This is a genomic window from Pseudomonas flavocrustae (genome assembly GCF_029872515.1).
In the GTDB taxonomy this organism is placed as follows: Bacteria; Pseudomonadota; Gammaproteobacteria; order Pseudomonadales; family Pseudomonadaceae; genus Chryseomonas; species Chryseomonas aestiva.
Map to the genome: position 1 here is coordinate 36,906 of NZ_JAPDIQ010000001.1, position 12,060 is coordinate 48,965.

At 67.8% G+C, this 12,060-nt stretch carries 7 protein-coding genes and 1 other RNA gene; 4 read left to right on the forward strand and 4 right to left on the reverse strand.

Going from position 1 to position 12,060, the window contains the following annotated elements; genetic code table 11:
* Positions 1-284 precede the first annotated feature (284 nt).
* The 3 genes from katG (at position 285) to OMP44_RS00205 (ending at position 7,763) form a co-directional block, all read left to right on the forward strand.
* Entirely contained in the window at positions 285-2,546 is a 2,262-nt protein-coding gene (gene katG, locus OMP44_RS00195; RefSeq protein ID WP_187980123.1) for a catalase/peroxidase HPI, read from the forward strand.
* A gap of 230 nt (positions 2,547-2,776) precedes the next feature.
* The gene (locus OMP44_RS00200) at positions 2,777-6,772 is read left to right on the forward strand and encodes a Pls/PosA family non-ribosomal peptide synthetase (protein ID WP_187980122.1); all 3,996 of its coding nucleotides are present in this window, start codon (positions 2,777-2,779) and stop codon (positions 6,770-6,772) included.
* Positions 6,773-6,839: 67 nt separating this feature from the next.
* A complete protein-coding gene (locus OMP44_RS00205) occupies positions 6,840-7,763 on the forward strand; it encodes an SdiA-regulated domain-containing protein (RefSeq protein ID WP_280305820.1) in 924 nt (307 codons plus the stop codon).
* A 15-nt stretch (positions 7,764-7,778) separates the two neighbouring features.
* Here OMP44_RS00205 and OMP44_RS00210 read toward each other — a convergent pair whose 3' ends face one another.
* The 4 genes from OMP44_RS00210 to OMP44_RS00225 all read right to left on the reverse strand — a co-directional run bounded on the left by OMP44_RS00210 (position 7,779) and on the right by OMP44_RS00225 (position 10,311).
* Positions 7,779-8,435 (reverse strand): nucleotidyltransferase domain-containing protein, encoded by a 657-nt coding sequence (locus OMP44_RS00210; RefSeq protein WP_273862957.1) that lies wholly within the window; start codon positions 8,433-8,435, stop codon positions 7,779-7,781.
* Positions 8,436-8,960, reverse strand: coding sequence for an ankyrin repeat domain-containing protein (locus tag OMP44_RS00215; protein WP_280305824.1), 525 nt, complete (start codon positions 8,958-8,960; stop codon positions 8,436-8,438).
* A 123-nt stretch (positions 8,961-9,083) separates the two neighbouring features.
* Positions 9,084-9,158: non-coding RNA, sX9 sRNA (locus tag OMP44_RS00220), on the reverse strand.
* Between the two features lie 61 nt (positions 9,159-9,219).
* The gene (locus OMP44_RS00225; RefSeq protein ID WP_280305826.1) at positions 9,220-10,311 is read right to left on the reverse strand and encodes a hypothetical protein; all 1,092 of its coding nucleotides are present in this window, start codon (positions 10,309-10,311) and stop codon (positions 9,220-9,222) included.
* 276 nt (positions 10,312-10,587) lie between these two features.
* Here OMP44_RS00225 and selA point away from each other — a divergent pair, with 276 nt between their 5' ends.
* Entirely contained in the window at positions 10,588-11,997 is a 1,410-nt protein-coding gene (gene selA / locus OMP44_RS00230; RefSeq protein ID WP_280305827.1) for an L-seryl-tRNA(Sec) selenium transferase, read from the forward strand.
* Positions 11,998-12,060 lie beyond the last annotated feature (63 nt).

Below are 12,060 nucleotides of genomic sequence, written 5' to 3' on the forward strand. Positions count from 1 at the left end.
AGAGCCAGTCTATCGAAGGGCACAAAACCTTCTATCACACCGGGTGGCGAAGCCGTCTAGTATGGAGACTGCGCCGCTTCGTCGGTGTGCCCATCTGATGAGGGGATAACAATGACCGTAACGTCCGCTTCGCCCATGGTGGGGCTCTACCCGGAGCCGGCTCGACGCCGGCCTCAACGCCTGTCGTGCCCCTAGGCCGACGCGACCGGAACCACGCCTTCTGCAGGCCGTGCTGCTGTCGCGGCTGACAACCGGATGAACAAGACCCTGAGGTAGCCAAGAAGATGTCGACCGAATCCAAGTGCCCGTTCAATCACGCCGCCGGCGGTGGTACCACCAACAAGGATTGGTGGCCGAACCAGCTCAATCTCAACTTCCTGCACCAGCATTCCTCACTCTCCGATCCCATGGGCGAAGAGTTCGACTACGCCACCGAATTCAAGAGCCTCGACCTGGAAGCGGTAAAGGCCGACCTGCGCGCCGTGATGACCGATTCCCAGGACTGGTGGCCGGCCGACTTCGGCCACTACGGCCCGCTGTTCGTGCGCATGGCCTGGCACAGCGCCGGTACCTATCGCGTCGGTGACGGCCGTGGCGGCGCCGGTCAGGGTCAGCAGCGCTTCGCGCCGCTCAACAGCTGGCCGGACAACGTCAGCCTGGACAAGGCGCGCCGGCTGATCTGGCCGGTCAAGCAGAAGTACGGCCGCAAGATATCCTGGGCCGACCTCATCGTCCTCACCGGCAACGTCGCCCTGGAATCCATGGGCTTCAAGACCTTCGGCTTCTCCGGCGGTCGCCAGGACGTTTGGGAACCGGACGATGCGGTGTTCTGGGGTTCGGAAACCGTCTGGCTGGGTGGCGACGTGCGCTATGGCGCGCACAAGCAGATGGAGCAGCCCGGTGACGGTGTGCTGACCGCCCAGCCCGAGCAGCATCCGGTGGAGCACAGTCGCAACGACAATCCGCAGCGCACCCTGGAAAATCCTCTGGGCGCGGTGCAGATGGGCCTGATCTACGTGAACCCCGAAGGTCCGGACGGCAATCCCGATCCGGTGGCCTCGGCCCATGACATCCGCGAAACCTTTGGCCGCATGGCCATGAACGACGAGGAAACCGTCGCCCTGATCGCCGGCGGCCACGCCTTCGGCAAGACCCACGGCGCAGGCCCGGCGACCAACGTCGGCGCTGAGCCGGAAGCGGCCGACCTGGAACAGCAGGGCTTCGGCTGGCACAACAGCTACGGCACCGGCAAGGGCGCCGACACCATCACCAGCGGCCTCGAAGTGACCTGGACCTCCACGCCCACCCGCTGGAGCAACGAATACTTCGAGAACATGTTCAAGTTCGAGTGGGAGCTGTTCAAGAGTCCGGCCGGCGCCCACCAGTGGCGGCCGAAAGACGGCGCCGGCGCCAATGCCGTGCCCGATGCCCACGATCCCAGCAAGCGTCATCAGCCGACCATGCTGACCTCCGACCTGGCACTGCGCTTCGATCCGGCCTACGAGAAGATCTCCCGCCGCTTCCTGGAAAATCCGGACCAGCTGGCCGACGCCTTCGCCCGTGCCTGGTTCAAGCTGACCCACAGGGACATGGGGCCCCTGGCTCGCTACCTGGGCCCGGAAACCCCCACCGAAGAACTGCTGTGGCAGGACCCGCTGCCCAAGGCTGCAGGCGCGCCCCTGGGCGAGGCCGAGGTCAAGGCACTCAAGGACAAGCTGGCCGCGTCCGGCCTGAGCGTGTCCGAACTGGTCGGCACCGCCTGGGCGGCTGCTTCCACCTTCCGCGGTTCCGACAAGCGCGGCGGGGCCAATGGCGGCCGTCTGCGCCTGGCGCCGCAAAAGGACTGGGAGGTCAACCAGCCGGCGCAACTGGCCAAGGTGCTGGGCGTGCTGGAAGGCATCCAGCGTGACTTCAATAGCCAGGGCAAGCAGGTCTCCATCGCCGACCTGATCGTGCTGGCCGGCAGCGTCGGGGTGGAAAAGGCCGCCCAGGCGGCGGGCCATTCGGTCAGCGTGCCCTTCACTCCGGGGCGCGTGGATGCCTCCCAGGAGCAGACCGACGTCCACTCCTTCGGGCACCTGGAGCCCTGGGCCGACGGCTTCCGCAACTACGTCGGCGGGGAATTCAAGGTCAAGCCGGAATTCCTGCTGGTGGACAAGGCGCACCTGCTGAACCTGACCGCGCCCGAGCTGACGGTGCTGCTGGGCGGCCTGCGCGTGCTGGACATCAACGTGGGCGGCGCCAAGCATGGCGTCTTCACCCAGCGGCCGCAGACCCTGACCAACGACTTCTTCGTCAACCTGCTGGACATGGCTACCGAATGGAAGGCCACCGGTCCGGACAAGGCCACCTTCGAAGGTCGCGATCGCCAGACCGGTGCGGTGAAGTGGACCGGTACCCGGGTCGATCTGGTGTTCGGTTCCCACGCCCAGCTGCGCGCCCTGAGCGAGGTCTATGGCAGTGCCGATGCCCAGGAGAAGTTCGTCAAGGACTTCGTCAAGGTCTGGACCAAGGTGATGGAGCTGGATCGTTTCGATCTGCGCTGATCGCCGAGCGGTAGCTGAAAACGCCTCCTTCGGGAGGCGTTTTTTTTGGCCTCGCCAGCGCACCGCCGTCCATCGCCGATCAATGGCGGATCGAGTGGAAGGCGCGTTTCAGAGCCGTTCTGGCGCCCGCGACGCAGGGCTGGTCCGGCCTTAAGCAAACCCTAAGCGCCCCTTAAGGAGCGCGTAACCCGGGAGATACACACTGCGCCAAACACCCAGAGGCTGTCCCCATGGAAGCGCTTGCCGAACTCTCCCTCAGTCTGGTCGAAGGCCCCATCCGCCCCGATCTGTGCCGCGATGAAGTCCTCGCCGATCTGTTCGAGGCCACCGCGGCGCGGGCGCCGGAGCGGCCCGCCCTGCTCGAAGGCGAGCGCAGCCTGAGCTATGGCGAACTCAACGCCTGGGCCGACCGCGCCGCGTCGCGGCTGCTGGCCGCCGGTGCCGGGCCTGGCCGCGTGGTCGGCCTCTGGCTGCCACGCGGTATCGAGCTGCTGGTGATGCAGCTGGCCATCGCCAAGACCGGCGCCGCCTGGCTGCCCTGCGACGCCGAAACCCCGGCCGATCGCGTGGCCCTCTGCCTGGAAGATGCCCAGGCGGTGGGCGTGATCACCGGGGCGCCCTTCGCCGATCTGCTGGCGCGGCCCGGGCTCGGCTGCTGGACCCCCGACGAGCTGAGCGTCGGCCTGGCCCAGGGCGAGACCCTGCGCCGGCGTGGCCAGGTCTCTCCGGACCACCTGGCCTACCTGATCTACACCTCCGGCTCCACCGGCAAGCCCAAGGGCATCGGCATCCGCCAGGACAGCATCTGTCACTTCCTGCGCAGCGAGAATTCGCTGCTCGGCATCGAGGCCGGCGATCGGGTCTACCAGGGTTTCTCGGTGGCCTTCGACATGTCCTTCGAAGAGATCTGGATCAGCTACCTGGTGGGCGCCACCCTCTGGCTGGCGCCGCGGGAGATCACCGCCGACCCCGAGGCCCTGGCCCGCGCCCTGACCGCCAATCGCATCAGCGTGCTGCACGTGGTGCCGACCCTGCTGGCGCTGTTGCCGGAAGACGTCCCCAGCCTGCGCCTGATCAACCTCGGCGGCGAGATGTGCCCCGAGCCCCTGGTGGCACGCTGGAGTCGGCCGCAGCGGCGGCTGTTCAACACCTATGGCCCGAGTGAGGCCACTGTCTCGGCGAGTCTGGCGCAACTGCAACCGGGCGAGCCGGTGACCATTGGCCGGCCGCTGCCCAACTACAGCCTGCTGGTGGTGCACGCCGATGCCAGCCTGCCGCTGGCGCTGCTGCCACGCGATCAGGTGGGTGAACTCTGCATCACCGGTCCCGGCGTGGCCGATGGCTACCTGGGGCGTCCCGAACTGACCGCCGAGAAATTCCTGCCCAATCCCTGGAGCACCGGCAGCCACGACCTCAAGCTCTATCGCACCGGTGACCTGGCACGGGTCGACAAACACGGCCAGGTGCATTGCCTGGGCCGGGTCGACGACCAGGTGAAGATCCGCGGCTATCGCGTCGAGCTGGGCGAGATCGAAGCCACCCTGGCGCGGCAACCCGGCGTCGGGACCGTGGCCGTGGTGCTGCGCGAAGAAGGCGGCGTGGAGCAGCTGGTGGCCTTCCTGGTCGGCGATGGCGGTCCGCTGCCGCGCAGCGACCTGCTGCGGACCGAGCTGGCCGGCTGCCTGCCGCTGTACATGGTGCCCAGTCGCTTCGAGTGGCTCGGCGAGATGCCGCGGCTGAACTCCGGCAAGATCGACCGCAAGCAACTGCGAGCTCGGCCCCTGGCCATTGCCGTAGTGGCGCCGGTCACTCCGGCCAGTGGCGCCCTGGGTGCGCTGCTGGCGGCCACCGCCGAGCTGTTTCCCGGTCAGCCCCTGCACGCCGAGATGGATTTCTTCGACGACTTGGGCGGGCACTCGCTGTTCGCCGCCCGCCTGGTCTCGCGCCTGCGCCAGGACCCGCGCTATGCCAGCGCCACGGTCAAGGCGGTCTATGCCGGCCGCACCCTGGGCGCCATTGCCGACGCCCTGGAGGCGGATGCCGCCGAGGCGGGCACGGCGACGGCCACCGAGGCCTGGGCGCCGCCCAGCCGCTGGCGACGCTGGCGCTGTGGCCTGGCCCAGGCGGTGGCCCTGCCGCCGCTCCTGACCCTGCGCCTGGGCCGCTGGCTGGCACCCTTCCTGGCCTTTCCGCTGCTGATCCATTCCGGTACCGCGCTGCCCTTGGCCATGCTGACCGCCCTGAGTCTGTTCGTTCTGGCCATCGGCCTGGAATTCGCCGTGGCCCTGCTGGGCAAGCGTCTGACCGGTCGCCTGCAGCCCGGTCGCTATCCGCTGTGGGGCCTGACCTATTATCGCTGGTGGCTGGGTGAGCGCTTCCTCGCCCTGGCGCCGGCCTACCTGCTCAGCGGTTCGCCCCTGGCCCGTGGCTGGCTACGGCTGCTGGGCGCCCAGGTCGGCGCCGAGGCCTTCGTCGGCACCCTGACCCTGCGCGTCCCCGAGTTGCTGACCCTGGGGCAGGGTGCCAGCCTGGGCAACGGCGTCAACTTCGAAAACGCCCGGGTGCTGCGCGGCGAACTGCTGCTCGGCGCCGTGACCCTGGGTCGCGAAGCCCAGGTCGGCTCCTATGCCATCCTCGAAGGCGACACCGCCCTCGGTGACGGTGCGCGCCTGCAGGCCCAATCCGCCCTGCGCAGCGGCCAGCGCATCCCGGCCGGACGCAACTGGGGCGGCGCGCCGGCCCATGACCAGGGCGCCGCCGGTGCCCGCGTCCTGCCGCCGGCTCCGGTATCCCGCGCCCAGCGTGCCGTGCTGAAAGGGCTCTATGCCCTCAGTGGCCTGGTGGTCTCGGTGCTGTTCTTCATGCCGCTGTTTCCCCTGGCGCTGCTGATCGACGAACTGGAAAGCTTCGGTGGGCTGCCCTGGTGGCACACCTCTTCGCTGCTGCTCGATGCCCTGCAATACGGCGTACTGGCCCTGCCGCTGGGCATGGTCAGCGTCGCCCTGACCCTGCTTGGCTGCGCCCTGGCACGGCGGTTGATCCTGCCGCGGCTGGAAGAAGGCCAGTGGTCGATCGACAGCCTCTTCTACTGGCGCAAGTGGCTGGCCAACCTGATCCAGGAGTCGGCGCTGCAGAGTCTGCAGGGCCTCTATGCCACCGTTTATTCGGCGCTCTGGTATCGCCTGCTGGGTGCCCGGGTCGGCCGTGATGCCGAGATCTCCACCGCCCAGGGCCCGGTCTCCTCGCTGCTGGAACTGGGCGCCGAGACCTTTATCGCCGATGCCGTGATGCTCGGTGACGAACAGGTGGCCCAGGGCTGGATGACCCTCAGACGCACCTCCATCGCCCGCCGCAGTTTCGTCGGCAACGGCGCCTATGTCGCCGACGGCTGCCACCTCCCCGAAGACGCCCTGATCGGTGTCCTGGGGCGGCTCGACGAAGGCGTGCCCCTGCGCCAGGGCGAAACCTGGCTCGGCTCGCCGGCGGTCCGGCTGCCGGCGCGGGAGACCCTGACCGGCTACCCGGAAAGCCTGACCTTCCGCCCGGCACCTTGGCGCCGGGTGGCGCGTGGCCTGATCGAGGCCCTGCGCATCGTGCTGCCCACCGGCTTCACCGTCGCCGCCGGCTGCGCCATCGCCGAAGCCCTTGTGCCGCTGTGGCAGGCCGGCGCCTGGCTGCAACTGCTCGGCGAGACCCTGCTGGCCGGCAGCGCCTTCGCCCTGGCCAGCTTCCTGGTGGTGCTGGGACTCAAGTGGCTGGTGGTCGGTCGTTATCGCCCGCGCTCGGCGCCCATGTGGACCTTCTTCGTCTGGCGCAGCGAAGCCATCACCAGCCTCTACGAAACCCTGGCGGTGCCCAATCTGCTCGGCACCCTGCGCGGTACGCCCTGGCTGCCGCTGGCGCTGCGCCTGCTCGGCGCCCGCCTGGGGCGCGGCACCTACCTGGATACCACCGACCTCACCGAATTCGACTGCGTGCGCCTCGGTGACCATGGCGAACTCAATGCATTGGCCGGGCCCCAGACCCACCTGTTCGAAGACCGGGTGATGAAGGTGGGCGAAGTCGAGCTGGGAGCCGGGGTCAACCTGGGGCCGCGCAGCGTGGTGCTCTATGGCGCCCGCGTCGGCGACGACGTGGAACTGGGTCCGCTGTCGCTGGTGATGAAGGGCGAAACCTTGCCGGGTCGCTCGCGCTGGGAGGGTAACCCCGTTCAGCCCCGGCGCTAGGACTGTCACACAACCATAAAGACAGCCCCGGATACTCCGCCCCGTACAACAATGACGGGGCAAGGCGATGACGGCGTGGGTACGACGGATCAGGATTGGGCGGACCGGCTGGCTGCTGGCCCTGGCGCTGCTGCTGGCACTGGGAGTGACCCAGGGTCTGCGCAGCAGCCATCTGGATAGTCAATTGCTGTTCTGGCTCGGCCAGCAGTGGCAGAGCGAACCCCGAACCTCCCTGGAGCTCGGTCGCTACCGGGTGGCGGTGGAAGCCAAGCCGGTGGCCGGCGTCAGCGAGAATCTGTCCGACCTCAGCTATGACCCGGAGCGGGATCGCCTCTGGGCGGTGGTCAACAATCCGCCGGAGTTGCTGGCCCTGAGCCGGGACGGCGAGCTGCTGCAACGCCATCGCCTGGAGGGCTTCGACGACGTCGAAGGCGTGACCTATCTGGGAGGCGACCGCCTGCTGCTGGCGGAAGAGGGCGCCAACGCCCTGACCCTGGTAGGCATCCCCGAGGGCGACGACGTGCTCCGCCGCAAGGACTATCGCAGCCTGACCCTGGATCTCTTCCCCCGCGCCAACCAGGGCTTCGAGGGGCTGGACTACGATGCCGCCCGCGATCGCCTGTTCGTGGTCAAGGAGCACTCGCCGCGCAAGCTCTATGAAATCCGTGGCCTGCTCAGGAGCTTCGACGGCGACTTCGCCCTGCGCATCATTGATCGCCAGGCCTGGCTGGACCAGGCGCCCAGCACCGGTGACCTGTCCGCGGTCCATGTCGATCGCCGCACCGGCCACCTGCTGCTGCTCAGCGACGAATCGCGGGTGCTGATCGAACTCAACGACCAGGGCCATACCCTGGATACCCGTTCCCTGGTGGCGCCCTTTGGTGGCCTGTCACGGCGGATCCGCCAGCCCGAAGGCGTCACCCTGGATACCGCCGGCAACCTCTATGTGGTCAGCGAGCCTAACCTGTTCTATCGCTACCAGAAGCGCTGAAACAGGTGCTTGGATTCAAGACTGCTCGATACCGGTGGAGGGGTCGTAGATCAAGCTAACCAGATCGGCCAACTCGGTTAGCGAGCCCCTCATCGCCATCGCTCGATCAAAGCCATGAAAGTGCTCAGGCGCACCTTGGCGCAACAAGGCAAAAGCCGCTTTCGGACCCGGATAATAGAGTCCCCGCACCGCGAAATAGTCTTCCAGCAGGGAGAACAGCAGCCAGTGAAGCCGATAGTGACCTTCGGCATCGTCGCGTGCTGCCCGGCGCAACATGCGCCGCGCCCACTGTTGCCGGTGGAGACGTTCATTGGTTGACAGCGCTACGGTCTGTTCTGCTACTAGCTCTTCCACCTGGGCAAGCACCTGCTCGCCAAACCGTTCGCGCTGGAACAAGACTCGGCCGCCCTTTAGCCGAACCCAACTGGCATTGGGTCGTGCAGCGGTCGCATCGATCCAGCCATCCACATATAGGCCCTGCCAGTCCGTGGGCAAGCGGATCGGGGCGTCCGTATCCCGGAACCCTAGTACATCCAGATCACTGTCAGGCTCCCAGTCGCCACGAGCGCGCGAGCCGTAGAGGATAGCGGTATGACAGCCGTAGTCGTGGCGCAGCACTTCGGCAAGGGCTGCCACCAGCGTGGCGTTGTCCGCCGCTGAACAACGAGCCATTCAGACGCCGCCCAGCCGCTCCAGCACGGCAGGGGTATCCTTGGCGCCCATGGCGCGGGCCACGCTCAGCGCCGTGTTGCCGGCGGCGTCCCGGGCCTTGGGATCGGCACCGCGGGCGACCAGCAGTTCCACCATCTGCACGTGGTTGAACATGGCCGCCATCATCAGCGCGGTCTTGCCGTCGGGCATGGCGCCCTCCACGGCGGCGCCGTGCTCCAGCAGCAGTTCGGCCATCGGCAGGTTGTTCTTGAAGGCCGCGCCGGCCAGGGGCGACTGGCCCATGTCGTTGGCCAGATTCGAATCGGCCCGGTGCTCCAGCAGGACACGGCTGGCCTCCAGGTGGCCGTGGTAGCTGGCCAGCATCAGCAGGCTGTCGCCCTTGTGATTGCGCAGATTGGGGGTCAGCCCCTTCTCCAGCACCAGGGCCAGCACCTCGGCATTGCCGGTGCGCGCGAGGTTGAACACCTCGGTGGCGAATTCCTGGGCTTCTTCATCGGTCATGCGCTGGGGACCGTCTGCGGTCATGGTGCTCTCCTGGACTAAGGCGGGCGGGACCCTCGGGATCCCGGACGATAGGAGGGCAGACCCGAATGGCAGGGGGGAGTTCTGTCGCGGCGGCGAAACAAGGCCGCCGCAAAAGCGCGAGTCGGTTATAAAACGTCGCGAGCGGTTGTCAGACAGGTGTGTGCGGCGCGCAGGAACCGGAGTGTACGAGTAGTACATGAGGATTCCGAGCACCGCACGTGCCTGTATGGCGGACGCGCAGTAGTTTTATAAGCGGCTCTCAGCCGAAGGTTGCGTGGGTCTCGGCGAAGGCCTGCAATTCCGCCACGCTGTAGTTGCCGACCATCAGCACCGGGCCATGGGCCGTACCAATCTGCGCGGGCAGGGTGTCGAGAAAACCACCGGTAGGGGTCACCCCGAGGTTGGTGTATTCGGCGGCCGGCAGATGGAATTCGGCGATCAGGCGCGCCGCTTCGGCGATGCCGGCGGCCACGCTGACTGGATGCAGGGCGGCCCCTAGCGGATTGACTTGGCCACCGTTGTCGCCGCTGAACAGGTGGCCGACCTTGGCTGCCGCCTGGGTCAGGTCGTGCTGGTCGGCCTGGGCGCCGATCAGGAACAGCGAACCATAGTGCGGCAGGCTGCCGCCGCCCTCGGCCTGGCTGACGAAGCTGGGCGCGAAGGGCTGCTCGCCGCGGATGTCGGAGCTGTAGTTGGCCACCGGATCGCCGAGGGTGACCACATTGACGAAGTTGCCTCCGTGACCCGCCGCGTGCGCATCGCGGGGAATGCCCGAGGCCTCGAAGCTGATGCCGCCGAGACCGGTCTGCTGGGCGACGTAGGCCGCCGAGATGCCGCCCAGGGAGTGGCCGGTGATGAAGATGTCCTGGGTGCCATAGCCCTGCTTGGCCGCCGCCTCGATCACCTGGTGGGCGAAGTCCAGCGACTGGCGCTGGGCGCTGGAGACCTGCTGGCCGAGGATCTGCAGATCGCTCAGCAGACCACCGGCGGTGGACAGGGGATCGATCAGCAGATTCTCGCCTCTGGTAGTGCCGGCATAGCTGATGAGCACCTGGTTCTCGGCGGTGATCCAGGTGTGGGCCGTCGCGCCATTGAGCGAGTTGTGCAGCGTCAGCTGCTGGCCATCGACCAGGAAGGGCCGCATGCCGTCGGGCGTGCCACCCAGCACGTACTCGCTGATGGCGCCGTTGAGGAATTCGCTGACGGTTGGGGTGCTGGCCGAACTGGTCTGCGCCAGCGGCGTGACCGCGGCGCTCTTCAGCGTGTGCAGGTAGGTGAAGTTGCCGAGGCTGACGATGTCGCTGTTGTCGAGCAGGCCATCGCTGGCCCAGGGGGAGGTTTTCTTGGACATGACGGCACCTTTGTTATTGTCGTGAGGTGGACGCGGTGGCCAGGGCCTTCCACGCCAGGACCACGCTAGGCGCCTGGGAAAAGCCCGCGAAAACCATCCTAGGACGGGCTCTGGCACGCGGCAAACCGGGAACCCGGGGGTCATTTCCGGACGCCCCGGGTCCGGGTTCGGCCACCCCACGCCGGGACGGGCCAGGCCTGCGGCAGCGCGGCGCGCCCTGGTCGACCCGCCGCGAGTTCGGGCTACACTGGGGGTCGAATCGATCAAGAGGCTCCCATGACCGCCATTCGCCTGCCGTCCATCGACCGCCTGCTGCGCCATCCCGCTTCGCGTCCGCTGGAGGAGCGCCACGGTCGCGAGCTGGTCCTTGGCGGCTATCGTTCGCTGCTGGACGATCTGCGCGACGCCCTGAGAGCCGGCACCCTGACCGCCGTGGAGGTGGAGGAGGGCGTGCTGGCCGGTCGCCTGGGCGAGCGCCTGGCGTTGCATAGCCAGCCGCGGGTGCGGCGGGTGTTCAATCTCACCGGCACGGTGCTGCACACCAACCTGGGACGGGCGCTGCTGGCGGAAGAGGCGATCGCCGCGGTGACCGAGGCCGCGCGTCAGCCGATGAATCTGGAATTCGATCTAACCACCGGCAAGCGCGGCGATCGCGACGACCTGGTCGCCGACCTGGTGCGCGAACTCACCGGCGCCGAGGCGGTGACCGTGGTCAACAACAACGCCGCGGCCGTTCTGCTGGCCCTGCATGCCATAGGCGCACGCAAGGAAGGGGTGCTGTCCCGCGGCGAGCTGATCGAGATCGGCGGTGCCTTTCGCATCCCCGACATCATGGCCCGCGCCGGGGTCAAGCTGGTGGAGGTGGGCACCACCAACCGCACCCATGCCCGCGACTACGAAGCCGCCATCGGCCCGCGTACCGCGCTGCTGATGCGGGTGCACACCAGCAACTACAGCGTCCAGGGCTTTACCGCCAGCGTGGCCACGACGGAGCTGGCCGCCATTGCCCACGCCCATAACGTCCCCCTGCTGGAAGACCTCGGCAGCGGCACCCTGGTTGACCTGACCCGTTGGGGGCTGCCCGCCGAGCCCACGGTGCAACAGGCGCTGCGCGATGGCGCGGACCTGGTGACCTTCAGTGGCGACAAGCTGCTCGGCGGCCCGCAGTGCGGCCTCATCGTCGGTCGCCGTGACCTCATCGAGCGGATCAAGAAGAATCCGCTCAAGCGGGCGTTGCGGGTCGACAAGCTGACCCTGGCCGCCCTGGAAGCGACCCTGGCGCTCTATCGCGATCCGGATCGACTGGCCGAACGTTTGCCCAGCCTGCGCCTGCTATCCCGCCCGGCCGAGGCCATCACCACCCAGGCCGAGCGGCTGCTGCCGGCCTTCGCCGCCGTGCTGGGCGCGACCTATGCGGTCAGCGTGGAGCCGGCGCTGGGCATGATCGGCAGTGGCGCCCAGCCGGTGGCACGGCTGCCCGGGGCGGCGCTGTGCTGTCGTCCCCAGGTCAGCAAGCGCCTGCGTGGGCGCGCCCTGCGGCAGTTGGAAGAGGGCCTGCGCCAGCTACCCATTCCGGTGGTGGGGCGCATCGACGCCGATGCGCTCTGGCTGGATTTGCGCCAGCTCGACGACGAAGCCGCCTTTCTGGCGCAGTTGCCAGCGCTGCTGCTGCCGGAGATTCGCTAAGAGCCTGTTCAAAGGCTCGCGAGCTAGAGCCAAACAAGGCCTCGGCGGCCCCGCGAAAAGACC

Bases quoted from the DNA above. Each gene is read 5' to 3' on its own strand.
- katG (WP_187980123.1), top strand. From the start codon at position 285: ATGTCGACCGAATCCAAGTGCCCGTTCAATCACGCCGCCGGCGGTGGT.
- OMP44_RS00200 (WP_187980122.1), top strand. From the start codon at position 2,777: ATGGAAGCGCTTGCCGAACTCTCCCTCAGTCTGGTCGAAGGCCCCATC.
- OMP44_RS00205 (WP_280305820.1), top strand. From the start codon at position 6,840: ATGACGGCGTGGGTACGACGGATCAGGATTGGGCGGACCGGCTGGCTG.
- OMP44_RS00210 (WP_273862957.1), bottom strand. From the start codon at position 8,435: ATGGCTCGTTGTTCAGCGGCGGACAACGCCACGCTGGTGGCAGCCCTT.
- OMP44_RS00215 (WP_280305824.1), bottom strand. From the start codon at position 8,960: ATGACCGCAGACGGTCCCCAGCGCATGACCGATGAAGAAGCCCAGGAA.
- OMP44_RS00225 (WP_280305826.1), bottom strand. From the start codon at position 10,311: ATGTCCAAGAAAACCTCCCCCTGGGCCAGCGATGGCCTGCTCGACAAC.
- selA (WP_280305827.1), top strand. From the start codon at position 10,588: ATGACCGCCATTCGCCTGCCGTCCATCGACCGCCTGCTGCGCCATCCC.